The following is a 26,194-nucleotide window of genomic DNA, read 5'->3' as shown; positions in this document are numbered from 1 at the left end:
GCTGTTCGCTATCGTCGTACGTCACGAACAGACGAGACCGGAAGGCCGCACGGTGGCCGACGAGCACCAGGTCCCACCATCGGTCGAGCAGAGCGCCGATCGCATCCAGCGCCGCGACGCCGAGGGGGACTTTGCCAAACTGCCCGACCACGAGACGCACCCGACCACCGAACCGGGCACCGGACCCTACGGCTCGGTCACGACGGGCGGCAGCAACGGTCCGATCGCGCTGATGGCCGTCGGCGCGCTCATCACGGCGTCGGTCTTCCTCTTCAGGTCCCCGTGGGTGCTCGTCCTCGGCATCGCGATCTTCCTGGCGGCCGCCATGTGGGCGGGCGTTGCGAAGCGGTCACCGGGCACGATGGCCGGCAGCGGCCCGCCGACCATCGAGCCGGACGACGACTAGTCTCTCGGACCAGTCGTGCGCCTGGTCGTCTCGCTGACGCCGGACGCCCAACCGCCCAGGGCGCTCACGGCACGGCGACCAGGAGTGGCGCCCAGGTCACACGGCGCGGTGAGCGACGAACACGAGGCCCATGTCGGCGCGAGCCGCAACGACGCGAGCCGGGATGCGGATGCGACCGAATGCCGGCCGGGACCGGGAGACAGACCCCAGGGCCGACCCCGGCCGACGGAGCCGTCGGCGTCAGCCGCGGGCGTCCGCGTAGACGATGACGTTGGACTCGTAGCTGCGCCGCTGCCGGTCGAACTCGCCGCCGCAGGTGATGAGGCGGAGCACGCTGTCGTCGGTGTCGTTCCAGATGCGTTCGACGGGCAGGTCGTCCTTGTCCTGCTGCTCGGCGTCGCGCACCGCGAACGTCGAGCGCGCGCCGTCGGCGTGCTCGACCGTGATCTCGTCGCCCGGCTCGAGCTCGCGCAGCCGGTAGAACACGTCGGGGCCCGCGACCGAGTCGACGTGTGCGGCGATGACCGCCGGGCCCGGCTCCCCCGGACGCGGTCCCGGCTCATACCATCCGGCCTCGCCGAAGTCCGGGACCTCCATCGACTGATCGGGGTTGAGGCCCACCGCCACGAGGTCGGCGTCGACGTCGATCGCCGGGATGACCACCCGGACGGGATCGGCGACCGGCTCGCGTGGCTCCGGCGAGGACGCCTCGCCCGCCCCGGCGTCCGGCGCCGTCGACGTGATCTCGGTCGCAGCCGCTGCCACCGGTGCGATGGCTTCGGTCCGCGAACGCTCCAGCACGACGAGGACGCCCACGCCGATCAGCGCACCGAGCAGTGCGGAGACCGCTCCCGCCGCCAACCTCGACACGTCCGTCGCTCCTCTCGACGCTCAGCCGCTAACACTAGGACCCCTGGTGTTTGCTGCGCCAGGGCGAACGCCGGGCAGGTACGTGGACGACAAACTTCGCTCTTACGGAACTTCGGTCCTACCGAACTTCGGCGCGGCCAAGCTTCGGCGACGGCAGATCCACCGGTGACCGTCCCGGCGATGGCAGACTGCAGCGATGCCACACATCGCGGAGCACGGTTCCACGACGCACGAGGCTGACCGGCTGCGCCGGTCACGGGGAGGGTTCGTCAACCGCGAGCGGGAGCTGCGCGCGCTCGAACGGGCGTGCGGCGACGACGGCGGCATGGCCGTGGTGTCGGGTCGGCGACGTGTCGGCAAGACCGCCCTCCTCGACCAGTTCTCCGCGTCGCGACGCGCCATCTTCCTGCCCGGCACGCGCGCACCGATCGGCGAGGCACTGCGCCGGCTCGAGGAGCGCATCCGCGCGGTCCTGCCCGCACAGCCCGGCGACCTGCTCGACCTGGGGCACCTCCCGAGCTGGGACGCGGCGCTTGGCTACCTGCTCGCCCGAGCACGAGACGAGCCGTTGCTGCTGATCATCGACGAGTTCCCCTACCTGTGCGAGGCCGACCGGACGCTGCCCAGCACGCTGCAGGCGCGCTGGGACCACCGCCGCGACAGCCGGCTGTCGGTCGTGCTCGCCGGCAGTCACGTCGGGCTCATGGAGGAGCTGGTCGCCGCCGACGCGCCCCTGTTCGGCCGCGCCGACGCCCACCTGCGGCTCGCGCCGTTCACGTGGCACGAGGCGCCCCTGCTCGTTGGCGGTGACGATCCTGACACGTGGATGGAGGCCTACTGCACGCTCGGCGGCATGCCGCGTTACCTCACGTTGTGGGATCCGCGGGAGGGCCTGCTCACCAACCTCACCGAGCTGCTCGACGGACCGGGTGCGCCGCTCGGCGACGAGGGCACCGTGGTCCTGCAGGAGCTGACGCCCGGCTCGGCGGCCGCGAGGGTGCTGGAGCTCATCGCGCTGGGCGCCGAGAGCTTCTCGGCGCTGCGCGAGCGCACCGGCCTCGCCCCCGCGTCGACCAGCGAGGCGCTGGCGCTGCTCGAGGCGCTGCGTCTGGTCGACCGCGTCACTCCGGTCGGCGAGGACGCGCGGCGCACGCGGCGGGTCCGCTACGAGGTGCGTGACGCGTTCCTGCGCCTGTGGCTGGCGATCGTGCTCCCCCACCGCGAGGCGTTCGAGTTGGGACGCGGGGCGGGGGTGCTGGCCGCGAACCGGTCGACGCTCGCCGCGAGCCAGCAGCGCAGCCTGCGCATGGTGCTGCGGTCTGTGCTGGCCGACGGGCACCAGGCTGACTGCGGCCCCTGGTGGTCGACGACCGGGGATGGCGAGGTCGACGCGCTGGCCCTCGCCGGCGGCGCCGCGGTCGCCGCCGGCTCGGCGCAATGGACAACCAATGCCGACCTCGACCGGGAGCGGCGACGTGTGAGGGAGATGCTGGCCGGGTCACCGTACGCCGAGCCCGACGAGATCGTGGTGCTCGCCCGAGACGGTCAGGGGGTCACGCGCCCCGCCGACCTCTACGCGGAATGACGGGCACTCCCAGGATGAACGGGGTGCCGACCGACCCCCCGGTCCGGTCGACACCCCAGATCGTGGCCGCTAGGCGACCGTGACCTCCGTCGCCAGGTACACATCCTGGATGGCGTTGAGCAGCTCGACGCCCTCCGCCGTCGGTCGCTGGAACGCCTTGCGGCCGGAGATCAGGCCCATGCCTCCGGCACGCTTGTTGATCACCGCCGTGCGCACGGCATCGGCGAGGTCCGAGTCACCCGACGACGCCCCACCGGAGTTGATCAGCCCGGCGCGACCCATGTAGCAGTTGACGACCTGCCAGCGCGTCAGATCGATCGGATGGTCGGTCACCAGGCGGTCGTAGACCAGGTCGCTCGTGCGTCCGAAGTTCTGGATCGCACGGTAGCCACCGTTCGTCTCCGGCTGCTTCTGCTTGATGATGTCGGACTCGATCGTCACACCGAGGTGGTTGGCCTGACCGGTCAGGTCGGCGGCCGTGTGGTAATCGGTGCCGCCGACCTTGAAGGCGCTGTTGCGCAGGTAGCACCACAGCACGGTGAACATACCCAATGTGTGGGCGTGCTGGAAAGCCTCGCGGACCTCCTGCAGCTGGCGCATCGACTCGCCGGAGCCGAAGTAGATCGTCGCGCCCGCCCCGACGGCACCCACGTCGAACGCCTGCTGGACCGAGGCGAACATGACCTGGTCGTGGGTGTTGGGGTGCGTGAGCAGCTCGTTGTGGTTCAGCTTCACGATGAACGGGATGCGGTGCGCGTAGCGTCGTGAGACCGCACCCAGGACACCGAGCGTGCTCGCGACCGCGTTGCACCCGCCCTCGATCGCGAGTTCGACGATCGCCTGCGGGTCGAAGTAGCGCGGGTTCGGCGCGAAGGACGCCGCGGCGGAGTGCTCGATGCCCTGGTCGACCGGCAGGATCGACACGTATCCGGTCCCGGCGAGGCGGCCATGGTCGAACAGCGACTGCAGGCTGCGCATGACGGCCGGTGAACGGTCGGACCCGGCGACCACGCGGTCGACGAAATCCGGGCCGGGCAGGTGCAGGTCCTCGCGTGGCAGTGTCTTGCACTCGTACGACAACAGGTCGTCGGCCTCGTCGCCGAGCAGTGACGTGATGTCGGGCATGACTGGTCGCCTCCCCGATCGGTTCGCGTGCTGGCCAGACCCTACCCACCCCGCCGCGGAATCATGGGCGACCCGTGGGGCCGACAGTTCGTTCGCGGTACGGGCCGAGCGGCTGCGGCGGTACGCGCTGGACCTCGTCGGCGACCCGCTTCCACTTCGTCGTCGACCTCCGCACCTCGGACCCGGTGGTCGGCACCTCATCCCCCTGCCGCGGAGCGCTCGAGGCTGCCCTCGAACGCGGTACGGCAGCCGCATCGCGCTCGTACGACACGTCGCCGACCTCGACCTGCCGATCGAGGATCGCGCAAGCTGACCAGTTCAGGTTCACAACTCCCCACGGCGCCCTGGCCGGGATGCAGACGCGACTCGAATGCCGGCCGGGACTGGCGGCGGAAGACCCCGACCCGGCTGCGTCAGGTCAGGTCGCGTACGAGTGCAGGCCGACGACGACGAGGTTGACGGCGAAGTAGGTGACCAGCAGCCCGACGTAGGCTGCCACGCCGATCCACGCCGCCCGGCGTCCACGCCAGCCATAGGTCGCCCGCGCGTGCAGGTATGCGGCGTAGAGCACCCACGTGAAGAACGCTCCCGTCTCCTTGGGATCCCAGCCCCAGTACCGCCCCCACGCCTCCTCTGCCCAGATCGCGCCGCAGATCACGCCGAACGTGTAGATCGGCATCGCGAACGCCGTGATGCGGTAGGCCAGCGTGTCCAGCTCGGCGGCGGCCGGAAGGTGGGGTATCGCGTACCACGCCGAGGCGCCGAGCCCGCCGCCGATCACCGCACCACCGACGGCGCCACGCACGCCACCGTCCGAGCCGTACAGCGCCAGCAGCACGCCGGGCACGACGACGAACCACAACGGCGACAGCACACGACGCAGCTCGAGCGGCGACGTGATCGTCGCGTCCTCGGCGGTGCGCTCGGCGAGCTCGACGTGGGCCGCGCCTACGGTGCCGGCGCGGTAGCCGGCGCCGGAGCGCGTTGCCACGCGCCGCTCGGCCGTGTCACGCGCCAGGTACAGGGCCGTCGCGAGGAACGCAAGCAGGAAGATGGCGGCTGATCCGACCATCGCCGTCACGTGGATGTTGAACCAGTAGCTCTCGAGCGCCGGTACGAGTGGACCGGCGGGCACGAACAGCAGCCAGCCCGCACCCATCATCAGCGCCGCTGCCGCGAGGACGAAGCCCATCAGGTGGGTGTGGCCGAGACGGGCCTGCAGCACCACCAGGCCACCGGCGACCGCGAGCAGGGCGATGATCGACGAGTACTCGAACATGTTGCCCAGCGGGATGCGGCTGGTCTCGAGGCCGCGCAGGATGCTGCTGCCCGCATGCACACAAACGCCCGCGACGGTGAGCACAGTCGCGACGCGACCGGCACGGCTGCCCGCCCGTGTGGGCGACAGGACACCATCCAGGGTCACACGCGTGAAGGCCATGGCGAAGAAGTAGACCGTCATCGCGAGCACGTACAGGCCGAGTGCCGTGTAGAACAGCGTGTCGGACAGCTCAGCCATGGTGCGCATCCGTCATGGTCGTCTCCTGTGCCTGGCGCTGTCCGGCGGTCGGCAGGGCGGCCCGCACATCGGCCACGAGTGCCTCGAAGGCCCCGGCGAACTCCACTTTACGCTGCAGTGCGACACCCGCGAGCACGACCCGGGTCGTTCCGTCGGCCTCGCGCCAGGCCTCCGCCCAGACGCGCCGTCGGTAGCCGTAGAGCGAGGCCACCAGGCCGATCAGCAGTGCAACGCAGCCGACCAGCATCGTCCATCGGCCGGGCGCGTGGGACACCTGGAACCCCGACCACATCGGCAGCTCGGCGAACTCCACAGTGAGGTTGCCGAGCAGCGGATCGCTGGTGTCGCCGGGGGTCAGCGTCGCCCCCGCGACCGGCTCGCCGTCACGGATGAACTGGCTCGCGTCGACCGACCGCTCGAGGCCGAGCTCCCCGACCCACAGGTCCGCGAAGAGCACCGGGTTGTCCGGCTGCGGGCTCCGGCTGACCGGCCGGCCCCGGCCGTCGAGCGCGAAGTCGGGCAGCAGCGCGAGGTCGAGGGCGATCTGATCGGCACCGCTGGTCTTGACCTTGGCGGTGCCCGTCCAGACGCCGCCGTTGTCGGCCATCATCACGCTGTCGTCGAACAGGACCGTGTCACCTGCCCTGACCACCACGCGTGGGGCCATGCCGAACCGCAACTGGTACAGCTTCATCCCGTCGTAGCGCAGCGGAGCGTTGACCCGCACGGTCGCGCCCTCACGGGCGACGGCGCCCTCGTCGAGCACCGTGACTGTCGAGACGAAGTCGTCCGGCGTGCCGTTGGCGTGGTACGTCGCGTCGAAGTCGTCGAGGCGGACCTGGAAGCCGCGGTGCTCGTCGATGCCGAACCAGCGCCCCGCACGCACGTTGCCGTACACGATGCGGGTGTCGGTGAAGGTCCCTCCCTCCACGACGTTGATCTGGCCGGTGAACCCGAACGTCTGCGCGACCGCGACACCGATGAACAGCACGTAGAACGCGCTGTGGAACACCAGGTTGCCGCCCTCGCGCCAGTGCCCCTTCTCGGCGGCCAGCTGGGCGTGGCCCGACGGCGCGTCGTCGGCGGGCACACGGCGGCGGCCGAACCGGCACCGGCCCAGGATCCGGTCGATCCGATCAAGCGCGGCGTCGGGCGCTTCCGAGGTCGTGAGCAGGGCGTGGTTGGTCAGGCGGTCGAGGCTGCGCCCCGTCGCCGGTGGCCGTCGGGCCGTCCGCCAGAAGGCGAGGTACCGCGGAAGCAGGCAGCCGGTCAGGCTCACGAGCAGCAGCACCGTCAGCGTCGTGAACCACCACGAGGAGAAGACGTCGAAGACGCCCGCGCCATCGAGCAGCCGCGCGACGGCCCGGCCGGGACCGGCCGCACCGGTCCGCCACCGCGCGACCGTGTCGGGCACCAGGGGCTCCTGTGGGATGAACGTCGCCACGATCGACGCGATCGCCAGGCTGAACAGCAGGAGTAGTGCGGTCGACATCCGGCGCAGCCGTCGCCACGCGATGACGAGCGTCTCCCACGGCCCCGGGATCATGGGCAGCCGCGCCCATCCGGAGCGCGGCTCCTGCGCTGACGGGCGGTTCGCCCGCGTCCTGGTCTCGGCCATCGGCCACCCACCCTATGACGGTCCACGGCGACCATGCGACGCAGGCGACGTGGGTCCGGGTGGCGTGGGTCGGCCGAAGATCCGACACCCGCGCCGCCGACGGTGCGACGCGGGCGACGTGGGCGCGTAGCGTGAGTCGGTCGAAGATCCGGGCACCCGCGCCGCCCGGTCCCGTGTCGCCGACTACATCAGATGGCCGTCTCGAAGCTGCCGATGACCGGGAGGAGGCGCTGGATCAGGGCGGTCCACAGGCCGGTCGCGATCGCCAGGCCCACGAGGACCAGCATCACGCCACCGATGACCTGGATCGTGTGCGCGTTGCGGCGCAGGAACCCGAGCGTGTGCCCGGCCTGCTGGAACGCCAGGCCCAGCAGGATGAAGGGCACCCCGAGGCCGACCGCGTACACGAAGCCGAGCACGCCGCCGCGCACGGCGCTGCCGCCCGTCGCCGCCGACAGCGCGAAGATCGCGGACAGGGCCGGTCCGATGCACGGCGTCCAGCCGACGCCGAACACGAAGCCCAGTGGCATGGCGCCGAGCACGCCCCGGTCGATCGCCTGGTCGGTGACGCGCGCCTCCCGCCGCAGGAGGTCGAACGGCAGCAGGCCGGTGAACGTCAGGCCCAGCCCCGCGACCACGAGGCCCAGGACGATCTGCCACCCGCGGTTCTGCAGCATCGCAGACAGGCTGCCGCCGAGCAGGCCCAGCAGGCTGAAGGGGATGGCGAAGCCGAACACGAACAGCAGCCCACCGGCCAGCACCCTCAACCGGCTGCCATCCGTCGACGACAGCTCCGACGCGGACAGCCCCGTCATGTAGGACAGGTAGCCGGGCACCAGTGGCACGACGCATGGCGACGCGAACGACACGATCCCTGCAGCGAGGGCCACGGCGGCCGCGACCAGCAGGTTCGCGTCGGTGATCAGCTCGCCCGGCGACATCTGCGACGTCCTTTCCTCGTGGAGCCGTCGCGTTCCGTGGAGGACCGTGGATGGGTCGGGTCCGGAGCGGAACGTGACGGCCGAGCCTCACCCGGCCTCGGCCAGCAGCGCGTCGAGCCGCGGCGCCACCTGACGGGCTTTCACGGCACCGAACATCCGCGACGCGACGCGGTGGTCGGCGTCGAGCAGGACGGTGCTGGGCAGCCCGGCGGGTCCGAGCGCGCCGAACTGGGAGGCGATCTGGGCGCTCTCGTCATCCCATGACGGGTACGAGATGTCGTACTCGCGCTCGAACGCCAGCGCGTTGGCGGTCGTGTCCCGGACGTTGACGCCGACGACCTGCACACCCCGGTCGGCGTACCGCTCCGCGATGGCTGCCAGATGCGGCGCCTCCTGGGCGCACGGCCCGCACCACGACGCCCAGAAGTTGACGACGACGGGCCCGTTGAGGTCGGCGAGCGCGAGCGGCGAACCGTCGAGGGTGGGCCCGGTGACCTCCGGCGCAGGCTCACGCTCGCCGGCGGCGATGTCGGTCGTGCCGTCAGCGGACACGAAGCCGTCGCCCTCGGCGGCCGTTCCCAGCGTGCAGCCGGCGGTCAGCACGGCCAAGGCGGCGACAACCAGCAGGAGGCGAGGCATCGCGGCCAGTCTAGGGTCGCGCGTGCGTGCGGCAGACGGCGGCGCAGGAGCTCCGTCGTCCGCCGAGGGCGGCGCGGCGCCCGCGTGGCAGCGAGCTACGACATGTGGCAGCCGGTGCGCCGCGCTCGTCGGCTACGGCCGGTCATCGGCCGGCTCCGACCGGCTCGCGTTCGATCACGACCTCCTCGACCGAGCGCTCCTTCTCACGGTTCTCATCCCAACCGAGTAGCAGCGCGTGGAGGACGAAGCCGACAGCGGAGATCACGATCATCACGAGCGAGGGGAAGAACGCAAAGCCAGGATCGAAGAAGGCGTATGCCGTGAACGTCTCCGGCGTCACGAGGTCCTGCACCGCCTGGTCCAGCCCGGACGGCACCGGGAAGTCCTCAGGGATCGGCTGCCCGACCTGGTCCTCGGTGAACAGTGGCTGCCCATTAGGGCCTTCGGGGATCTCGCCGTCGTCGTTGAACGCGAACGGCTTGGCATACGTCGCGCCGACCACCTTCTCCCCGTTCTCGGCGGTCGCCACGAGCGGCGGACCGGCCAGCACCCACTCGTCGCCGATCAACGTGACGCCGCCGCGCTCCTCGCGGAAGAAGTTGCCGATCTCGTCGGCGCCTCCCGCCGCGGAGTCGTCCGCGCCCTCGGCCCCGGCCTCGGCCTCCTCGCCGCCACCGCCGGCCGCGCCCTCACCGCCGCCCGCAGCGGCGTCGCCGTCACCGCCGCCCTCCTCCTGGAAGCCCTCGGGAAACTGCTGGACCAGGCCGAACCGTTCCTGCGCCAGCGTGCTGTCACCGGCGAACGCGACCCACTTCGGCGTGTAGTAGTCCGCCGGTTGGCCGGGCAGCGACTGCGGACCCGTGTTGCGCGGCGTCCCCGGTGCGCCGAAGCCCCAGAACAGGCTCAGGATCAGCATGAAGCCGAAGAAGCAGCTGGCCTCGACCAGGTAGGCACGGCGGGTGCCGAGGTTGCTCTTGAGCAGCAGGAAGATCGCGCCGAAGAAGATGATGATGCCGGCGGGCAGCGCGATCACCCCGCGCCAGTCGTCCGGCGGGACGTACTCCTCGGCCGCCGCGACCGCCAGCAGGACCGTGTGCAGACCGGCCATCACGCCTCTCCCTCGTCGCTGCCGGCGTCACCGGACGGACCGCGCTCGTCCTCGCCGACACCCGGCGTGTTGTACTGCCCGGCGTCCGCCGGGAGCTCGGCGGGCTGGAGCTCCTCGAGGTAGTCGATGATCTTGTTGAGCGCCGTGTCCTCGTACACCGCGGGCCCGCCCTCCTCACCCGGGCTCGTGGGGTAGAAGTAGCCGCTCTGCCACGGCGGCATCGTGACGCCCGTGCCCAGGTAGATGCCGTTCTGCAGGATGCCGAGCACCGTGTCGCGGCTGTGACGCTCGAACACGCCGACCAGTGACGGTCCCGGTCGTCCGTCGCCGCTGCGGCCGTCCTCCCCGTGGCACCGGGCACAGTTGCCCTCGAACAGCTCCTGGCCGCTCAGCGCCGACGCCTGTTGCGCCTCGGCGGTGTCGTCGACCTGACGCGACAGGATGAAGTCGGCGACCTCCTCGATCTGCTGGTCGTTCCACGGGCCGCCGTATGCGGCGCCCCAGGTCGGCATCGGGGTACCCGGCCGACCGTGCTCGAGGGTGTTGATGATGTACTGGCGGATATCGGTGATGTTGGGGTTGTTGTCGTAGCGTGCCGCGATCGTCGCCAGGTTGGGAGCGGGCCAGTTCTCGTCGGCGTTGTACGGCGAGGCGGCACCACCACCACTGAGGTCCGCACCGTGACACAGCGCGCAGTTCTCCGTGTAGAGCGTCTCGCCCCGCTCGACCGCGACCGTGAAGAAGCCCTCGACCTCGTTGCTCAGCCGGCGCTGTTCGTTGATCCAGTACAGCGGCAGCGCGAGGGCGAAGAAGATCGTCAGCATGACGCCCCACGTGAGGTAGCGCATGCGGATCCTGCCCTCGAGCTCCTCGTCGGAGTAGCCGGGCCGCATGGCGCTGGGGACGTCCTCGATCCACGGCTTGCGTCCGCGCGCACTGCGTGTGTACAGGACCACCGGTACGAGCACGGCCGCCAGGGCCAGGATCGCAACGGCAACAAGGGGGCTCACCAGATCGGTCCTTCCATGCGTGCCAGGTCGGCGTGGACGCGCGGCCTCATATGCCCACGCAGTGCGGACCCTCGGGTGGCTGGTTCAACACCGCGGCCGAGCGCGACGGGCCCGTGATCACCGCGGAGGTGTCGATGACGATCTGCCCCTCGACCTCCTCGACCACGAAGCGGTCGAGGCCGCGGGGTGCAGGCCCCGACTGCCACTCGCCCCAGCGGTTGTACTTCGACCCGTGGCACGGGCACTCCCACCACTGCGACTCGGCGCACCACGGCACCTTGCACCCCAGGTGCACGCACTTCTGGTACAGCGCCATGATGCTGGTCTGGTTCGTGATCTCGGCGTACTGCCCCTCCGGGTCAAGGCTCCCGTCGTACCTCACGATCAGCGAGCGCGCCTCGGGTAACTCGAAGCGGCCCTCGTTGGCGTCGATCTCGCTGAGGATGTCGTCCTCGGTCCCGACCGGCAGCTGCGCACCGAACCCACCGCGCAGGTTGGGCCAGATGAACGCGAGGCTGGCGGTCGCGAACCCCGTGAGGACGCCCAGCATCCCCAGACCCATCCCCCACTTGACGAACTGGCGACGTGTGGGACCGCTCGCCTTGCGCTTCGGCGGCTTGCTCGCCGCGGGGGGCGGCTGCTGCCGGGCCGTGGGCTGTCCACCTGTCGCTGTGTCGGGCGGCGCCGCCATCAGCAGCACGTCACCGGCGCACGGAGGCTCGGCCGGCGCCGGGACCGGGCGCGCGCGCACAGCAGCCGGGCGCAGCGCGGCGCGGCGCAGCCACCAGGCCAGCACCAGCAGGCCCGCGGCCGTCGTCGCGAGGATCTCGAGCATCATCACGCCACCTCCGTCACAGGGTGAACCAGATGCCGTCGGCCCACGGCCAGGTCCAGTTGAACCCCGGACCACGGAAGAACGAGCCTGCCAGCGTCAGCGTCGACGCCGCGACCAGGAACATCGTGAACAGCATGTAGGCGAACTTGCGTCGCTCGGGGCGCATCGATGGGTTGCGGTCCAGGTACGGGATCGCGATCAAACCGAGCGGACCGATGATCAATGGGATCGTCACGCCGGCGACCATCGGGTGCCAGTACCGCAGCATCTCCTGAAGCCCGAGGAAGTACCACGGGGCTTTGGAGGGGTTCGGAGTGACGTTGGGGTTCGCCAGCTCACGCAGTGGCGCGGGGGCCAGGGCGCTGAAGACGAACAGGAACGCGGTCACCGCCATCAGGCAGACGAACTCCGCCGTCAGCAGGTGCGGCCATGTGTAGGCCTTGTCGTCCTGCTTGCCGCGGATCTGCTGGATGCCAGTCGGCGGCACCATCGCCAGCAGCCGGTGGGTGTGCTCCTGCCCCGCGTACTTCGTCTCGACGCCGCCCGTCCGCTCGTGCGGACCACCCTCCCCCCGCGCGGCCAGCGCCGCGGCGACCCGCTGCTGGCGCTGCTCGGGCGTCAACGCGACGCCGTTGCCGGCGCCGCTCGCACCGTTGCCCGCGGTAGCGGCAGCGGCCGGCGCGGCAGCGGCCTTCGCTCCCGACGCCGACGGCTGCTTCGCGGGCTCCGCCTCCGACTCGGACGACCGCTTGGCGCGCGCCGCGGCCGCCTTGGCCTTGGCACGGGCCACACGCTCCGGCTGTCCCTCGGCGACGAGCTCGTTGAACACCCGCTCCTGGACCTGCTCGGGTGTCTCGCCACCGCCACCGCCGTCGCCGCTCGCCGCTCCGTCGCCGGCCGACGCCTCGGCCTGCCGGGACTTGCGGGCCGCGGCTGCCTTCGCCTTGGCGCGCGCCACGCGTTCGGGCTGCCCCTCGGCGACCAGCCTGTCGAAGGTCTCCTGGTCGATCCCTGGATCTTCAGCCATCGTCGACCCTTCCCTACAGTGGCCCGGAGATGCCGCCGTCCTTGCGGATGCGCCAGAAGTGCACCGCCAGGAAGATGGTCAGGATGAACGGCAGCGCGAGGACGTGCAGCACGTACCAGCGCAGCAGCGTCTCGGGTCCGATCTCGACGCCACCGAGCAGGGCGAACTGGATCTGCTGTCCGAACACCGGCGTGAACCCGGCCATGCTCGTGCCGACCTGGACCGCCCAGATCGCCAGCTGGTCCCAGGGCAGCAGGTAGCCGGTGAACGCGAGGAACAGCGTGGTCAACAGCAGGATGACCCCGACGACCCAGTTGAACTCGCGGGGCGGCTTGTAGGCACCGTGGTAGAAGACCCTGGCCATGTGCAGGAAGGTCGTGAACACCATCAGGTGGGCGCCCCACCGGTGCATGTTGCGGACCAGATCGCCGAACTGCACGTTGGCGCGCAGGTTCTGCATGTCGAGGTAGGCGATCTCGCTGCCCGCGCCGGCGGCCGGCCGGTAGAAGAACATCAGGAAGATGCCGGTGACGGTCAACAGGATGAAGAGGAAGAAGCTGGTGCCGCCCAGGCAGTAGGTGTAGGTGAGCTTGAGGCCGTGACGCTTGACCTTCACGGGGTGCAGGTGGTACAGGACGTTGTTCATGGCGGCCAGCGCACGGTCGCGTGACGTGTCGCGGTAGCCCTTGCGGTAGATCGAGCCCGGCCGGAACATCGACTTCCAGATGACGTTGTCCTGCAGGCGCTTCTTCAGCTCGTCGGCGCTCGGGATGTTCGCCACGCGGTTGGTCCTGTTCTGTCTCGATGCGACACGTCAGCGGAGCCGTGTCACCCTCTTCAGTTTCTGTCCGGCGGAGCCGGTCCGCCAGTCGTCTGCGGAACCAGGCCCCCCAGAGTTGTCGTCAGGCGCTCGTGCGGCCCAGCCAGAGCGCGTCCGAAGGACAGCGCTCGACGCAGATCGCACAGCGGGTGCACTCGTTGTCATCGATGACGAACACCGCCGTGGCGGTGTTCGCGAGCGTCATGACCTCTTCGGACTCGGCATCGGTGACGATGTTCGGCGCCAGCATCCAGATGCACTCCCACGGGCACACGTCCTCGCATGCGCGACACAGGATGCACAGCTCCGCCGTCAGCCCGATGTGGCGCTTCGGCTTGACTCGCTCCTGCAGCCATCCTGGGTCGACGGTCTCGATGCGGTAGTCATCGAAGATCGTCGGGTGGAGTCCCTTGTCGGTCAGGCCCATCGGATGCTCCGCCCCTCTACTTGTATCCGCCGGTGGTCGGGCCGCGCCCCTCACCCTCGGCCAGCCCGCCCGGGAACCGCTTCTGGACTGCAAAGATCAACCACGCGCCCACGAGCAGCACGACCGTGGCCTCGGCCATGACGATCGAGTCGCGGAACACGTTGTAGAAGTTCGACGCGACCTCGAGCTGACCGATGACGATCGCGCTCGGGACGATGCTGTCCGCCAACAGTTCACTCTGCGAGTCGGCGAAGTAGATCCAGGCCGACGGGATGATGCCCAGGGCCCACCACAGTCCGAGCAGGACGGCCATGGAGCCGAACAGGGCCGACAGCCAGCCCAGGCGCTCACGCAGCTGGTACGCGAGCCCCGAGAAGACCACGATCATGCCGATGCTGGCGACCATCAGGACGACGCCGACGAACCCGTCGCCGAAGTCCCACAGCGCTCTCAGCGCGGCGGGCAGCGTGGCGAAGAAGTCCCCCATCACGTTCATCCTCGAGCGCCCTTTCGTCAGCTGCGGGTCCGGCGATCCACCGATCCGGGGAGCGCCGCCGGCGCAGGGCAACTGTACCGATCACCCCTCACCGACGCCAACCTCCAGCGCGCGGGCGCTCACCCGAGATCGGCCGCGATGGCGTCCCGCAGCTGCTGCTCCGTGAGCTCGCCGGTCAACCGGCGGCGCACGACCCCATCGCCGTCCACGAGCAGTGTCGTAGGCGTGCCGGCCAGCCCGACCGCCTGCCCGAAGGTGCCCTCGTCGTCACGCACGAGCGGGTAGCGGATCCCGAGCCGCTCCGCCAGCGCGACGGCCTTGTCGGCCTGATCGATGTAGTCCACGCCTACGATGGTGAGATCCAGGTCGTCGGCGACCCGCTGAAGCATCGGCATCTCGTCGACGCACGGCTGGCACCAGCTGGCCCAGAAGTTGATGACCATCGGCTCACCGTCGCCGGGCGGCAGCGCCAGGCCACCCGACGGCCCGAGGCCGGCCAGGGGCGGCAGCGTCACATCGGGTATGGGCCGTCCGACCGCGCGGTCGGGCGCACCCAGCCGTGGCGTGTCGGCGGTCACACCGCCGGCGGCCGGTGCCGGGGGGTCAGGGCGCAGCATGGCGACGCCAGCGATGCCCAGGACGACCAGCAGGCCGACGACCGCGACGAGCCGCAGGGTCGGGCGAGCTGACCGTGCACGCTCCACGGCCACGGGTTCGGTCGGCGTCTCGGTCCGGGACATCGTGCTGCCAGCATCGCATGCCGCCGCGGACCGTCAGCAGGACCGTCGATCGAGCCGTCTCCCCGCCGTCCTGGCTAGGTCTGTCTCGTGGCCCGGTCGTGCGCTTGGTCGTCCGGCCGACGCTCGAGTCCCAACGGCCCAGGGAGCCTCCGCACGGCGACCAGGGCAGCTGCGCCCGGCTCGAAGGGTGCGTGAGCGACGAACACCGGGCTTGTGTCGGCGCGAGCCGCAACGACGCGAGCCGGGATGCAGATGCGCCCGAATGCCGGCCGGGACCGGAGGCAGCCCCTAGCATCCGGCCACGATCTCCCGAGCACAGGATCCGGGATGCCACGACCCGACCCCGACACGACCACCCGGCTGCTCGACGCGGTGCACACCCATGCCGCGCGCTACCTGCACGGCCTCGACGCGCGTCCGGTGCGGGCGACCGCCGCGAGCGAGCAGCTCCGGGCCGCGCTCAACGGCCCCCTGCCGGACGAAGGGGCCGACCCCGTCGCGGTCGTCGACACCCTCGCGCGCGACGCCGACGCCACGATGACCGCGACCACGTCCGCCCGCTACTTCGGCTTCGTCACCGGCGGCGCGCTGCCGGCGGCGATGGCGGCCGACATGCTGGCGGCCGTCTGGGACCAGAACGCTGCGATGCATGTCGGCGGACCCCTGGCGGCCACGGCCGAAGAGGTCGTGCGGACCTGGCTGGTGGAGCTGCTGGGCCTGCCGGCGGACGCGTCGCTCGGGCTCGTGACCGGCGGGCAGATGGCGAACACGACGGCGCTGGCCGTCGCGCGCCACCACCTGCTCGCGGCAGTGGGCCGGGACGTCGAGCGCGACGGGCTGGCCGGCGGACCCCCGGTGACCGTCGTCGCGGGTGCGGAGCGGCATTCGACCGTGGACCGCGGCATGCGGTTCGTGGGGCTGGGTGGGCGGCCGGTGCCCGTCGACGTCGACGACAACGGTGCGATGCGCTCCGGCGCGCTCGCGGACGTGCTGGACGGCATCGAGGGACCGGTGATCGTCTGCGCACAGGCCGGCAACGTCAACACCGGCGCACTCGACCCTGTGGGTGCCATCTGCGACGTCGCCCACGGGCACGGTGCGTGGGTCCACGTCGACGGCGCCTTCGGGCTGTGGGCCGCGTGCTCGCCACGGCTGCGCCGCCACATCGCCGGCATCGACCGCGCCGACTCGTGGGCCGTCGACGCGCACAAGTGGCTGAACGTGCCGTACGACTCGGGGATGGTGTTCACCGCGCACCCGGCCAGCCACACGGCGGCGACCGGCACCGATCCGGCGCAGGCGTCCTACCTGGCGTTCGACGACGAGGCTCGCGACGCGATGCAGTGGACGCCCGAGGCCTCGCGCCGGGCGCGGGGCTTCGCGGTCTGGGCAGCCCTGCGCTCTCTGGGTCGCACCGGGGTGGTGACCACGGTCGACCGCTGCTGCGCCATGGCATCGCGGTTCGCCGAGCGGCTCGCCGCCGAGCCGGGCATCACCATCCACAACGACGTCGTGCTCAACCAGGTGCTGGTCGGCTTCGACGACGTCGACGCGCACGCCGTCGCCGCCGCGGTCCAGCGCGAGGGCACCTGCTGGATGGGCGGGACGACGTGGCGCGGCCGACGGCTCCTGCGCATCTCGGTCTCGAACTGGCAGACCGACACCAGCGACGTGGACCGCTCGGTCGAGGCGATCATGGCCGGCTACCGCGCGATGCGATCCTGAGTCGGGAATGCTGAGGGCGGACGGACCCGCCGGACGCCGCTCGCGAGAGGAGTGCCCCATGGACATCCGGGTCGGCACCGCGTCGTGGACGGACCGCACCCTCATCCGCGACAGCGACTGGTACCCCGACAAGTCGATGTCGGCGGAGGATCGCCTGAAGTACTACGCGTCGCAGTTCAACGTGGTGGAGGTCGACGCGACCTACTACTACCCGCCGTCCCGGGAGCTGGTCGGCCTGTGGACCGAGCGCACCCCCGTGGACTTCCGCATGGACGTCAAGGCGTTCGCGCTGCTGACGCACCACCCCGCTCGGCGTGACGCGGTATGGGACGAGGTGCTCGCCCACCTCCCGGAGGAGCGGTCCCGCGGCGGCTCGGCCTACCTGTCCCACCTCCCCGAGCAGGCCGTCGACCTGGCCTTCGCGAAGTTCGCCGAGGCCCTGCTGCCCCTACACTCGGCCGGCAAGCTCGGTGGGGTGTTCCTGCAGTTCCCGAAGTGGTTCACGAACCGACGTGACAACCGCAGGTACCTGGACTCGCTGGCCGACCGGCTGCCCGACTACGACGTCGCCGTGGAGTTCCGTCACGCCAGCTGGTTCTCCGGCGAGAGCGGCCCCAAGACCCTGCGCCAGCTGGAGAACCGGGGGCTCGCCTACGTCTGCGTCGACGAGCCGCAGGGCTTCGACTCGTCGGTGCCGCCGGTGCTCGCTGTGACGGCCGACCTCGCGGTCATGCGGTTCCACGGGCGCAACAGCGAAACGTGGGAGGCGTCGGGCATCTCCCCGGCCGAGCGCTTCCGCTACCTGTACTCCGAGGACGAGCTGCGGCAGTGGGCACCACAGGTCGCCGAGCTGGCCGACGGCGCGTCGGAGACGCACGCGATCTTCAACAACTGCTACCAGGACTACGGCGTGCGCAACGCCGCCCAGCTGATGGACCTCCTCACCGACGCCGCCTGACCGGTCTGCGACGATCTCAGCGCGGAGCGCCCGCTGTCCCCCCGCCCCGCCGCGTCACCCCCGCACCGTTCGCCCACTGCCCGGGCCCAGTCGGCCATCGACGTCGCCAGGCCGGGCAGGCCGACCAGCCGCGCGGCCTCGTCCCGGGCGCGGCGGTGGATGCGATGGGCGTCAGACACGGTGACGTCGTGGTCCGGACGGTCGACGACCTCGATCCGGTCGCCTGCTGCGATCGCGCCGACCTCCAGCACGCGCAGGTAGGCGCCGGTGCGATCGAGGGCGCCGAACCTCCGGGGCCAGCCCTTCTCCCCCACCTGACACAGCGAACGTCGCGCACGGGATCCGGGGTCCACTCACCTCCACCCTCACGGTCCCGATGCGCCCGCGTTCGCCGATCAGCACAGCGTTGACGTCGATGCCCCGGGTCGTCAGGTTCTCGCCGAACAGACCCGGGCGCAACTCACGGCCCAGCTCGTGCTCCCAGTGGTCGTAGTCCTCGCCGGCGAAGGCGTACAACGCCTGCTCGTTGCCGCCGTGGTGCCTCGCGTCACCGACCTGGTCCGTGACCAAGCCCTCCATGCCGACCTCGACCCGCCCGTCCACCGGGTGCTTGTCGATAGCGGTCCCGACCACCCGGTTGCCGACCATCTTGGGCCGCGGCGTGGCGACGTTGACGTGGGTGACGTGCGGGTCCGCCCGCACCGGATCCGTACCTCCGGCTCGATCACCGTGCACCCCCTGGCCCATGCCGCGTCACCTCCGCTGGTCGAACCAGCGGGCGATCTGCTCGCGGTCGAACGCCTCGGGATCCCACTCGCCGAGCCACTCGCGCAGGTCGCCGGGGCCGTGCGGTCCGAACCGCCCACCGAGGTCGTCCCGACCGGTCGCCAGTGCGACGCACTGCTCGTAGCCGGGCAGACCACCGCAGTCCTCGGGCGGGAACGCGCGGCCGCCGTCGACCAGCTGGCGCGCGAACGTCGCCGGTGCGGCGGTGCGGTCGACGACGGTGACGTCGTGGATCCAGCTGTCGCCGAGGTCGTACTCGTAGATGCAGCGGTCCTGCGCGGCGAAGTGGTGTCCCAGCGGCACGGTGTGGGCGGCGGGCTCCACGTCTCCGAACCCACCATCGAACGCCGATCCTGCGATCGCTGCGCCGTCCGGGGTGGTGAACCTGAACAGGTGCGCGTCCTCCCAGCCGCAGGCGTCCTGGATCGCGTGGTGCAGATCGGCGAACGTCCCGCTGGCGTCCAGACGGAACCGGCGCCACACGGATGGCGACACGCCGGCGAGCCTGACGTCGAACTCGTACGTGCCCACCGTCCGACGTTGGGCCGGGTCGGCCGGCACCGTGTCGCAACACTTCTTGTACTTGCGCCCACTGCCGCACCAGCACGGTGCATTGCGCCGCGGTGGCCACGCCACGCCACGTCCGCCACGTGCGGCGTCGGCTGCGAACGCGGCCCGCGTCTCCGGAGCGCCCGGGTCGGTTCCGTGCTCCTCGGCGTACGCGTCGAGCTCGTCGACCACCAGCGGCACGACCTGCGGGTTGCGGCCCGCCGCGCGGGAGAGGTCGAGCAAATGCCCCTGGATGCCGCGGGCGTACGCGGTGTGGTCGTCGCTGGCCCAGCGCTGCGCGAGCTCGGGCCAGCGCTCGCGGGCGACGGTGAACTGGTCCGGTGGGAACCAGCCGACGGCGGTCGCGACGTCCGTGGTCCGGTTGGGAGCAGGGTCCGGGTGCGACGCGTCGAGCGAGGTCAGGTCGCCGCCCACCGGCTCGCTCGTGGCCGCCGTCGCCCCGGTCGTCCGTCGCTCTGCGAGCAGATCGGCCAGCTCCCCACCGTGCACGGCGTCGGACAGCACAGCACGTGGATCATCGTCGTCGGGTGCGGTGCTCGTCGTCCGGGACCGTGCCGTCTGCAGGGCGTCGCGACGCTGGCTCAGATCCCGGCGACGCTCGGACACCAGGTAGCGGGGCGTACCGAGATCCATGCTGTACGCGCTGGCGTCGTCGACTCCCAGGGCCGTGAGCATCGTGGCGGCGCGCTGCGACGGACTGCCCGACACCCCGAACCAGCCCACGACGTCGGCGACGGCGACATTTGTCCGGTGGGTGTCGAACAGCCGGTTGGCCTTCCCGACGATCCAGGCGATCGCGGCCGCCGCGGTCTCGGCGCGGCCCCGACGACGGAAGATCTGCGGGTCGGCTGCGGCGACGTCGGCGAGCAGGCGCCGGCATGCCGTGCGGTACTCGACGTCGAGCAGCTCGTCGCAGCACTGGTCGGTCAGCGTCAGCACGTCGCGAACCCGGTCGATGACGTCGTCGGAGACCACGTCCCACGCGAAGGCTTCGTCGGGCAGTGCCGCGCGGTCGAGGACCTCGAGCTGCGCGCGACCGCCGACGGCGCGGGCCAGTGAATCGAACGCCAGCTCCTCGTAGCTGGCGTCGGCCCACCATGGTGCGATGTCGGTGCCGAACGGGCCGTCGCCGACGGGCACGCCCATCGCCGCCATCAGTGCCGCCGGTCCCTGCGGTCGCAGTGAGCGGATGACCTCCTGGTACCCGTCCTCCAGGTCGTCGATGGCCGCCAACGTCTCGGCGGTCAGCTCGTCGCGGATGCCACGCTCCTCGTGGCTGAACCGGACGAACGCGCGCAGCAGGTCAGGCGCGCGGGACAGGAACGCGACGTCGGCCACGACCTTGCGCGGCAGCCAGTCGGTCAGCAGGATCTCGACCGCCACGGGACTCCACCGCAGCGGATCACCGGGCCCGTAGTCACAGCCGAACCACAGCAGCGACTCGAACAGGCTGCGGCCGTCGGCATCGTCCTCGACACGACCGAAGCGCGAGGCGAAGAACCGCTCGGTGAGCTCCGCGCGGTCGTGGTCGCTCCACTCCGGTCGGACGTAGCCCTGTCCGCCGGGCGGAAGGTGCCGCAGCACCCACCGGACCAGCGGTCTGCACGCAGGCCAGGTGTCGGTCTCCAACGGCGGCCAGGTGATCGCCGCGAGCTCCATCGCCGCGTCGATCCTGGCGCGTGCGTCGGCCGGACCCAGCTCGTGCGACGCGACGTCGGGGTCGTCGGCGGCGGCGGCGAACTCCTCGACCACGGCCTCCAGCGACTCGCCGATCACGAACGCGTCCTTGACGACCGTCCCGAGGTTGTGGTCGATGTAGACAGCGACCGTGAGCTCGTCGCCGACGGCCGTGCGGACGCCGAGCATGACGTTGTCGCCATCGCCGAGCACGTGCGACAGCGCGACGGCGGTGTGCACCTCGATCGGCGTCAGGCCGGTCAGCCACGAGGGCATGCGGTGCGTACGCCCGGCGACGGCGCGGCGCATCCGCCTGGCGAGGACGTCGTCGTCGATCAGCTCGGCGAACACGCCCAACAGCGCCGTCGTCTCTACGGTGTCGATCTGGATGAACGACGCTGCCAGTTCCGGCACCGAGGGCAGATCGCGGGCGTCCTCGTCGTCCGCGATGGGCACCGGAGCCGGCCGCGCCGGCTCCAGCACGTGGAGCATGCTGCTGGCGACCGCGAGCAGCGTCAGGGGGTGCGGCTCGTCAAGCGCCGCCCGCACGTGGTCCAGAGGTGGGGGCCCGAGGTCGTCGGCGGCATCGGCCGCCCCTGGACGATGCAGTCTGGTGCGGTGGCCGCCACGGCGGCGACGGCGTCTGCGTGCCATGGTTCTCGATCCCCTCGTCGTTCGTATCCGGCACCGTAGCCAGCCTACGGACGAACGGCACATCGAAGGTAGGACGGGCACCGTCTCCGCGTCGGCCTCGACCGCTACAGCGTCGTCGCGACCTCGGCGGCCGCGGCGACCGTCGCGTCGAGGTCGTCGTCGGTCTGGGCGACGCTGAAGAAGAACGCCTCGTAGCCCGACGGCGGCAGGTAGATCCCACGGTCGAGCATGCCGTGGAAGAATCGGGCGTACCGGTCGTGGTCAGCAGCCCGCGCCTGGTCGAAGTCCCGGACCGGCGCATCGGCGAAGAACAGCCCTGCCAGCGACCGCACCCGCTGGATCTGCGCGGGCACGCCGCGCTCGGCGAGGGCCTTCGCCAGGCCGTCGAGCATGCGGTCGGCCCGCCGGTCGAGCCCCGCGTAGACGTCGGCGTCGAGCAGGCGCAGCTGTGCCAGGCCGGCGGCGACGGCCACCGGGTTGCCCGACAGCGTGCCCGCCTGGTAGATTGGACCGACCGGCGCGAGCTGGGCCATGACATCGGCCCGCCCACCGAACGCCGCGAGCGGGAAGCCACCGCCAACGACCTTGCCGAGCGCGACGAGGTCGGGCGTGATGCCGAACACCTCGCAGGCGCCGCCGCGGGCGAGCCGGAAGCCGGTCATCACCTCGTCGAACAGCAGTAGGGCGCCGTGGGTGCGCGTCAGATCGCGCAGGTGCTGAAGGAAGCCGGGCTCCGGCGGCACGACCCCCATGTTCGCCGCGACCGGCTCGCAGATGACGGCCGCGACCCGGTCCCCGAACTCGGCGAAGACCGCGTCCACCGCGTCGACGTCGTTCCACGGCACGACGATCGTGTCGGCCGCCGCGCCCCGCGTCACACCCGGCGAGTCGGGCAGGCCGAACGTCGCCACGCCGCTGCCTGCCACGACGAGCAGCGCGTCGCTGTGGCCGTGGTAGTGACCGGCGAACTTGACGAGCTTCGGACGGCCGGTCGCGCCGCGGGCCAACCGGATGGCGCTCATGGTCGCCTCGGTGCCGCTCGACACGCACCGCACCTGATCGACGCCCGGGACCCGCTCGACGATCTCCTCCGCCAGCGCGACCTCGGCTTCGGTCGGCGCTCCGAAGCTCGACCCGCGCTCCAGCGCGTCACGGGCCGCCTCGACCACCTCACGGCGGCCGTGCCCCAGGATCAGCGGGCCCCAGCTGTTGACGTAGTCGATGTAGCGGCGACCGTCGACGTCGTGCAGGTGGGCGCCGTCACCGCGCGCGATGAAGCGGGGCGTCCCGCCCACGCCCCGGAACGCGCGGACCGGCGAGTTGACACCGCCTGGGATCACGCGCTGCGCCCGCGCGTACAGCTGAGCTGACCGCTGCGCTGACTCGGTGCTGGCCATGTCCGGTGCTCCTCCCCGCTCGTGACTGCCTCGCTGCTGCTGGGGACGTTTCGACGGCTCGGCGTTGGGGCGCGTCCTCAGTCCGCCTGCGCGCTCGCGCTGTGGGGACGTTTCGACGGCTCGGCGTTGGGGCGCGTCCCCAGTCCGCCTGCGCGCTCGCGCTGTGGGGACGTTTCGACGGCTCGGCGTTGGGGCGCGTCCCCAGATCGTTGGTCGGACGCCGCTGCGGGCGCGTCAGGCGTTCACCTTCGTCGCCTGGTCGGCGAGCGGTACGACCCCGAAGTTGCCGGCGTACAGCTCCGCCACGCGGGCGAGCTCGTCAGTGGTCAGGTCCGGCGTGTCCGCTGCACGCGCGAACTCCGTGATCTGCTCCCGTCCGTAGATGTTGGGCAGCGTGCTCGCGACGTGGGCGTCAGCGAGCACCCAGCGCAGCGCGGCCTGGCCCAGGGTCCGGTCCGGCCCGGTCAGGAAGTCGAGCGTCGCCACCTTCTGCACGCCCTCGACGAGCCAGCTGCGCGGCCGATGCCGGCGGTGGTCCGTCTTTGGGAACACCGTGTCCTCGGTCAGGTTGCCCTCGAGCATCCCACTCGAGTGGGGGACCCGCACGACCATCTTCGTGCCCGTCTCGGCGGCGACGTCGAGCAGCTCACGGCCCGGGGACTGCTCGAGCACGTTGTAGATCATCTGCATCGCCGGCACCCGCCGGGTACGCATGGCGTGGACGCCCTCCTCGAGCCAGCCGATCTTCGGGCCGAGCGCGACGCCGAACGCGCGGATCTTGCCGGCCTCGCGAGCCTCGTCGAGGAACGCGAACAGCGCGTCGTCGTCGATGTGGCCCATGCGTGGGTTGTGCAGCTGCCACAGGTCGATGTGGTCGAGGCCCAGCCTGCGCAGGCTGTCGTCGAGCGCCGCGCGCACCGTGTCGAGCGAGAAGTCCTTCGCCCGCTCCTGCTGTCCGCGGCGGTTGGCGGTCGCCGCGTCGGAGATGTCGTAGCCGAACTTGGTGGCGATCACGACCTGATCGCGCACGTCGCCGAGCGCCCTGCCCAACACGCGCTCGGCATCGCCCTCGGCGTAGGCGTCGGCGGTGTCGAAGAAGGTGATGCCGGCGTCGAAGGCCGCGCGGTGCAGGTCGACAGCCTCCGCCTCGGTGTAGTGGCCCCACCACCCGGTGGTCACCGTCCAGTTGCCGAAGCCGACCTCGCTGACTTCGATCTCGGGCGTGAGCTTGCGGTACCGCATGGTCGAAAGGCTCCGGTCGTCGCTGAGCACCGCCGAGCCTAGCCCCCGCACGGCGGCCGGCGCAGCACGCATCATCGTGCGTCGAGCAGCAATGCGTCGAGTGCCTCGTCGAGGTGCGCGCGCCACAGATCGGAGGGCGGTGCCGGCAACTCGTCGGTGGTGTGGAGCAGCTGGAGGTGGCCCAGGTAGGCCGTGTACGCGAGCAGCGCGCGGCGGCGTGCGGGAAGCCGATCTGCTCGAACGCCTCGGTCACGTAGTCGATGCGCCGCGGGGTCACCCGCTCGAGCACCGACCGGACCGTCGGGTCCGCGGCGTGGGCCAGCAACGGCAGCTCGACGCGGTCCTCCCGTGCGGCCGTGACGATCAGGGTGAACAGCGTACGCAGGCGTGTCGCGGCGTCCGGTTCGCGATCCAGCGCCTCGATGACCGCCGCGGTGTGTTCGCGCTCCAACAGCGTCAGCGCCGCATCGACGAGCTCGGCGCGCTCGCGGAAGTGCCAGTAGAAGCTGCCCTTGGTCGTACCGAGCTCGCCCGTGAGCCGCTCGATGGCGACCGATCGCATGCCTCCCGCTGCGATCGCCTGCAACGCCGCACGTGCAGTCGTCGCGCGACAACCGGCGGCCCCGGCCGGATCCGCTACACGGTGATCACCTACGAACCCCGACGACGCGTGCGCTTCCGATTCGCCGAGGACGCCGGCCTCGACGGCTGGCACGAGCTGCGGGTCGACGCGATTGACGACACGGCGTGTGTCGTGACGCACGAGATGCATGGTCGCCTGGCCGGCGTGTTGCGCGCGCTGTGGCCGACCATCGCCCGTCCGCTGCATGACGCGCTGATCGAGGACGCCCTCGACAACGTCGAGCTTGCGGCCACCGGTCGGATCGACGGGCCCACGCGTTGGTCGCCGCTGGTCCGCCTGCTCCGCGCGGTCCGGCTGGCAGATCCACGCGGTCGGTCGCCATCCCGCCGATGGGTCACTCGCGCGGCACGCGTTCGACCACTGCGACGTCGCCGACGCGCATCTTGTCCGGACTGCCTGCGCATGTCAGCCGCGACCCGGAGGTCTGGCGGACCGCGGTGTTCCGGGACCGTGCCGATGTGGATCGACGCGGCGATGCTGGTGCGCAACACCTTCGTCGGGCTGATCGGCATCGATCGGGGTTGCGTGTCGGCCTTCGACCCCGTCGCCGAGACCGCCGACGAGGTGCTGCTGGGCACCGACGATCGTCACCTCGACTTCCGGGCGTCGATCCTGATCGCCGACGGCTCGATGACCGTCTCGACCGTCGCCCGTGTGAACAACCGCGGCGGCCGCCCGTACCTCGGTATCGCCCGCCTCGTCCACCCGGTTGTCGTCCGCGCCATGCTCCGGCGCGCACTGGTCGATCTGTCTCGGCGGGCGCCCTCGGCCGGACGCCGCGAACGGGAGCGGATCTCGATGACTTGAACGACGGCCGGCATGGTCGTGGTCGACCGCTGGCCGACGCGTGGCACGAACGTCGGTGGCCGCCGTCGAGGCCTGAGCCGCCGGCGGCGCGGGCGTTCGGGATCCGCGGGACGGCGTGCCGCGTCCGGCGGCCATCGCGAAGGGTCACGCGGGTCCGAGGTCCCGGTAGATGCGGACGCGGACCAGCCGGCCGTCACGCACCGTGTAGAAGGCGGCGACGTCGATCGTGTGGCTCGTGCCCTCGACGGTGAGCTGCTCGGTCAGCTCGCAGGCGATCGTGTCGCCCTCGACGACGGCCCGGTGGAGCGTCAGCTCCGCCGTGACGGGTGAGGCGAAGCTGTCGGCGAACAACGTGCGGATCGCACGGGCACCGATCACCGTCTGGTCGCCGACCGACAGCACCGCGTCGTCGGCGAACCCGTCCATCACCGCCACGAGGTCGGCGGCGTTGAAGGCGGCCACGTGGGCGTCGACCACCGCGCGGCGGTCACCGGTGGTCACATGGCCTCCCGACCACACGCCGGCAGCCGGCACGCACGCCCCCCGCACCGAACGACGACCACCGTGCT

At 71.2% G+C, this 26,194-nt stretch carries 24 protein-coding genes; 5 read left to right on the top strand and 19 right to left on the bottom strand.

What is annotated here, in order from left to right; genetic code table 11:
• The first annotated feature begins 52 nt into the window (after positions 1 to 52).
• A complete protein-coding gene (locus tag VK923_12615; protein ID HSJ45519.1) occupies positions 53 to 406 on the top strand; it encodes a hypothetical protein in 354 nt (117 codons plus the stop codon).
• Between the two features lie 240 nt (positions 407 to 646).
• Here the strand turns inward: VK923_12615 and VK923_12610 are convergent, their stop codons facing one another.
• Positions 647 to 1,276 (bottom strand): class F sortase, encoded by a 630-nt coding sequence (locus VK923_12610; GenBank protein ID HSJ45518.1) that lies wholly within the window; start codon positions 1,274 to 1,276, stop codon positions 647 to 649.
• A gap of 196 nt (positions 1,277 to 1,472) precedes the next feature.
• Between VK923_12610 and VK923_12605 the strand changes: the two genes are divergently transcribed.
• On the top strand, positions 1,473 to 2,861 hold the full coding sequence (locus tag VK923_12605; GenBank protein HSJ45517.1) for an ATP-binding protein: 1,389 nt from the start codon (positions 1,473 to 1,475) through the stop codon (positions 2,859 to 2,861).
• A 69-nt stretch (positions 2,862 to 2,930) separates the two neighbouring features.
• Here VK923_12605 and VK923_12600 read toward each other — a convergent pair whose 3' ends face one another.
• From VK923_12600 to VK923_12540, 13 genes are all read right to left on the bottom strand, one after another.
• On the bottom strand, positions 2,931 to 3,986 hold the full coding sequence (locus tag VK923_12600) for a class I fructose-bisphosphate aldolase (protein ID HSJ45516.1): 1,056 nt from the start codon (positions 3,984 to 3,986) through the stop codon (positions 2,931 to 2,933).
• A 418-nt stretch (positions 3,987 to 4,404) separates the two neighbouring features.
• The gene (gene ccsB / locus VK923_12595) at positions 4,405 to 5,505 is read right to left on the bottom strand and encodes a c-type cytochrome biogenesis protein CcsB (protein HSJ45515.1); all 1,101 of its coding nucleotides are present in this window, start codon (positions 5,503 to 5,505) and stop codon (positions 4,405 to 4,407) included.
• Entirely contained in the window at positions 5,498 to 7,123 is a 1,626-nt protein-coding gene (locus VK923_12590) for a cytochrome c biogenesis protein ResB (GenBank protein ID HSJ45514.1), read from the bottom strand. The genes ccsB and VK923_12590 overlap by 8 nt, the downstream gene beginning before the upstream one ends.
• Before the next feature lie 188 nt (positions 7,124 to 7,311).
• Positions 7,312 to 8,064: a cytochrome c biogenesis protein CcdA gene (locus tag VK923_12585; protein ID HSJ45513.1), complete on the bottom strand. Its 753-nt coding sequence runs from the start codon at positions 8,062 to 8,064 to the stop codon at positions 7,312 to 7,314.
• A gap of 87 nt (positions 8,065 to 8,151) precedes the next feature.
• Positions 8,152 to 8,703, bottom strand: a complete 552-nt coding sequence (locus VK923_12580; GenBank protein ID HSJ45512.1) for a TlpA disulfide reductase family protein — start codon at positions 8,701 to 8,703, stop codon at positions 8,152 to 8,154.
• A gap of 142 nt (positions 8,704 to 8,845) precedes the next feature.
• Positions 8,846 to 9,811 (bottom strand): hypothetical protein, encoded by a 966-nt coding sequence (locus VK923_12575; protein ID HSJ45511.1) that lies wholly within the window; start codon positions 9,809 to 9,811, stop codon positions 8,846 to 8,848.
• A complete protein-coding gene (locus VK923_12570; protein ID HSJ45510.1) occupies positions 9,811 to 10,821 on the bottom strand; it encodes a c-type cytochrome in 1,011 nt (336 codons plus the stop codon). Before VK923_12570 ends, VK923_12575 begins: the two co-directional genes overlap by 1 nt.
• Positions 10,822 to 10,867: 46 nt before the next feature.
• The gene (locus VK923_12565) at positions 10,868 to 11,659 is read right to left on the bottom strand and encodes a Rieske 2Fe-2S domain-containing protein (protein HSJ45509.1); all 792 of its coding nucleotides are present in this window, start codon (positions 11,657 to 11,659) and stop codon (positions 10,868 to 10,870) included.
• 13 nt (positions 11,660 to 11,672) lie between these two features.
• Positions 11,673 to 12,683 carry a hypothetical protein gene (locus VK923_12560; protein ID HSJ45508.1) on the bottom strand — a complete coding sequence of 337 codons (1,011 nt, stop codon included), beginning with the start codon at positions 12,681 to 12,683 and terminating at the stop codon, positions 11,673 to 11,675.
• 13 nt (positions 12,684 to 12,696) lie between these two features.
• The gene (gene extP, locus VK923_12555; GenBank protein ID HSJ45507.1) at positions 12,697 to 13,464 is read right to left on the bottom strand and encodes a selenite/tellurite reduction operon b-type cytochrome ExtP; all 768 of its coding nucleotides are present in this window, start codon (positions 13,462 to 13,464) and stop codon (positions 12,697 to 12,699) included.
• A 121-nt stretch (positions 13,465 to 13,585) separates the two neighbouring features.
• On the bottom strand, positions 13,586 to 13,930 hold the full coding sequence (locus VK923_12550; protein HSJ45506.1) for a 4Fe-4S binding protein: 345 nt from the start codon (positions 13,928 to 13,930) through the stop codon (positions 13,586 to 13,588).
• A gap of 16 nt (positions 13,931 to 13,946) precedes the next feature.
• Entirely contained in the window at positions 13,947 to 14,426 is a 480-nt protein-coding gene (locus VK923_12545) for a hypothetical protein (GenBank protein ID HSJ45505.1), read from the bottom strand.
• Between the two features lie 119 nt (positions 14,427 to 14,545).
• Positions 14,546 to 15,166, bottom strand: a complete 621-nt coding sequence (locus VK923_12540) for a redoxin domain-containing protein (GenBank protein ID HSJ45504.1) — start codon at positions 15,164 to 15,166, stop codon at positions 14,546 to 14,548.
• 327 nt (positions 15,167 to 15,493) lie between these two features.
• On the opposite strand from VK923_12540, the gene VK923_12535 reads away from it, so the two are divergent.
• Together VK923_12535 and VK923_12530 are read left to right on the top strand one after the other, a co-directional pair.
• A complete protein-coding gene (locus VK923_12535) occupies positions 15,494 to 16,891 on the top strand; it encodes a pyridoxal-dependent decarboxylase (protein HSJ45503.1) in 1,398 nt (465 codons plus the stop codon).
• Positions 16,892 to 16,949: 58 nt separating this feature from the next.
• Entirely contained in the window at positions 16,950 to 17,849 is a 900-nt protein-coding gene (locus tag VK923_12530) for a DUF72 domain-containing protein (protein ID HSJ45502.1), read from the top strand.
• A gap of 171 nt (positions 17,850 to 18,020) precedes the next feature.
• Here VK923_12530 and VK923_12525 read toward each other — a convergent pair whose 3' ends face one another.
• The 4 genes from VK923_12525 to VK923_12510 all read right to left on the bottom strand — a co-directional run bounded on the left by VK923_12525 (position 18,021) and on the right by VK923_12510 (position 24,250).
• Positions 18,021 to 18,596: an MOSC domain-containing protein gene (locus tag VK923_12525; GenBank protein ID HSJ45501.1), complete on the bottom strand. Its 576-nt coding sequence runs from the start codon at positions 18,594 to 18,596 to the stop codon at positions 18,021 to 18,023.
• Positions 18,597 to 18,602: 6 nt separating this feature from the next.
• The gene (locus VK923_12520; protein ID HSJ45500.1) at positions 18,603 to 21,536 is read right to left on the bottom strand and encodes a DUF6398 domain-containing protein; all 2,934 of its coding nucleotides are present in this window, start codon (positions 21,534 to 21,536) and stop codon (positions 18,603 to 18,605) included.
• Between the two features lie 104 nt (positions 21,537 to 21,640).
• Complete coding sequence (hemL, locus tag VK923_12515) at positions 21,641 to 22,933, bottom strand: glutamate-1-semialdehyde 2,1-aminomutase (GenBank protein HSJ45499.1); 1,293 nt, start codon at positions 22,931 to 22,933, stop codon at positions 21,641 to 21,643.
• Positions 22,934 to 23,167: 234 nt separating this feature from the next.
• Entirely contained in the window at positions 23,168 to 24,250 is a 1,083-nt protein-coding gene (locus VK923_12510) for an aldo/keto reductase (GenBank protein HSJ45498.1), read from the bottom strand.
• Between the two features lie 238 nt (positions 24,251 to 24,488).
• Between VK923_12510 and VK923_12505 the strand changes: the two genes are divergently transcribed.
• Positions 24,489 to 25,625 carry a DUF2867 domain-containing protein gene (locus VK923_12505; protein ID HSJ45497.1) on the top strand — a complete coding sequence of 379 codons (1,137 nt, stop codon included), beginning with the start codon at positions 24,489 to 24,491 and terminating at the stop codon, positions 25,623 to 25,625.
• A 144-nt stretch (positions 25,626 to 25,769) separates the two neighbouring features.
• Here VK923_12505 and VK923_12500 read toward each other — a convergent pair whose 3' ends face one another.
• Complete coding sequence (locus VK923_12500; protein HSJ45496.1) at positions 25,770 to 26,126, bottom strand: nuclear transport factor 2 family protein; 357 nt, start codon at positions 26,124 to 26,126, stop codon at positions 25,770 to 25,772.
• Positions 26,127 to 26,194 lie beyond the last annotated feature (68 nt).

The organism is Euzebyales bacterium, from assembly GCA_035461305.1.
In the GTDB taxonomy this organism is placed as follows: domain Bacteria; phylum Actinomycetota; class Nitriliruptoria; order Euzebyales; family JAHELV01; genus JAHELV01.
The sequence above is the reverse complement of the archived record's forward strand: the minus strand, read 5'-3'. Positions and strand labels throughout refer to the sequence as shown.

Excerpts from the sequence above, each read along its gene's own strand:
- VK923_12550 (HSJ45506.1), bottom strand. The coding sequence starts at position 13,930 with ATGGGCCTGACCGACAAGGGACTCCACCCGACGATCTTCGATGACTAC.
- VK923_12565 (HSJ45509.1), bottom strand. The coding sequence starts at position 11,659 with ATGATGCTCGAGATCCTCGCGACGACGGCCGCGGGCCTGCTGGTGCTG.
- VK923_12535 (HSJ45503.1), top strand. The coding sequence starts at position 15,494 with ATGCCACGACCCGACCCCGACACGACCACCCGGCTGCTCGACGCGGTG.
- VK923_12575 (HSJ45511.1), bottom strand. The coding sequence starts at position 9,811 with ATGGCCGGTCTGCACACGGTCCTGCTGGCGGTCGCGGCGGCCGAGGAG.
- VK923_12520 (HSJ45500.1), bottom strand. The coding sequence starts at position 21,536 with ATGGCACGCAGACGCCGTCGCCGCCGTGGCGGCCACCGCACCAGACTG.
- VK923_12600 (HSJ45516.1), bottom strand. The coding sequence starts at position 3,986 with ATGCCCGACATCACGTCACTGCTCGGCGACGAGGCCGACGACCTGTTG.
- VK923_12560 (HSJ45508.1), bottom strand. The coding sequence starts at position 12,683 with ATGGCTGAAGATCCAGGGATCGACCAGGAGACCTTCGACAGGCTGGTC.
- VK923_12510 (HSJ45498.1), bottom strand. The coding sequence starts at position 24,250 with ATGATGCGTGCTGCGCCGGCCGCCGTGCGGGGGCTAGGCTCGGCGGTG.
- VK923_12590 (HSJ45514.1), bottom strand. The coding sequence starts at position 7,123 with ATGGCCGAGACCAGGACGCGGGCGAACCGCCCGTCAGCGCAGGAGCCG.
- hemL (HSJ45499.1), bottom strand. The coding sequence starts at position 22,933 with ATGGCCAGCACCGAGTCAGCGCAGCGGTCAGCTCAGCTGTACGCGCGG.
- ccsB (HSJ45515.1), bottom strand. The coding sequence starts at position 5,505 with ATGGCTGAGCTGTCCGACACGCTGTTCTACACGGCACTCGGCCTGTAC.
- VK923_12585 (HSJ45513.1), bottom strand. The coding sequence starts at position 8,064 with ATGTCGCCGGGCGAGCTGATCACCGACGCGAACCTGCTGGTCGCGGCC.
- VK923_12545 (HSJ45505.1), bottom strand. The coding sequence starts at position 14,426 with ATGAACGTGATGGGGGACTTCTTCGCCACGCTGCCCGCCGCGCTGAGA.
- VK923_12605 (HSJ45517.1), top strand. The coding sequence starts at position 1,473 with ATGCCACACATCGCGGAGCACGGTTCCACGACGCACGAGGCTGACCGG.
- VK923_12540 (HSJ45504.1), bottom strand. The coding sequence starts at position 15,166 with ATGTCCCGGACCGAGACGCCGACCGAACCCGTGGCCGTGGAGCGTGCA.
- VK923_12525 (HSJ45501.1), bottom strand. The coding sequence starts at position 18,596 with ATGGGCCAGGGGGTGCACGGTGATCGAGCCGGAGGTACGGATCCGGTG.
- VK923_12530 (HSJ45502.1), top strand. The coding sequence starts at position 16,950 with ATGGACATCCGGGTCGGCACCGCGTCGTGGACGGACCGCACCCTCATC.
- VK923_12580 (HSJ45512.1), bottom strand. The coding sequence starts at position 8,703 with ATGCCTCGCCTCCTGCTGGTTGTCGCCGCCTTGGCCGTGCTGACCGCC.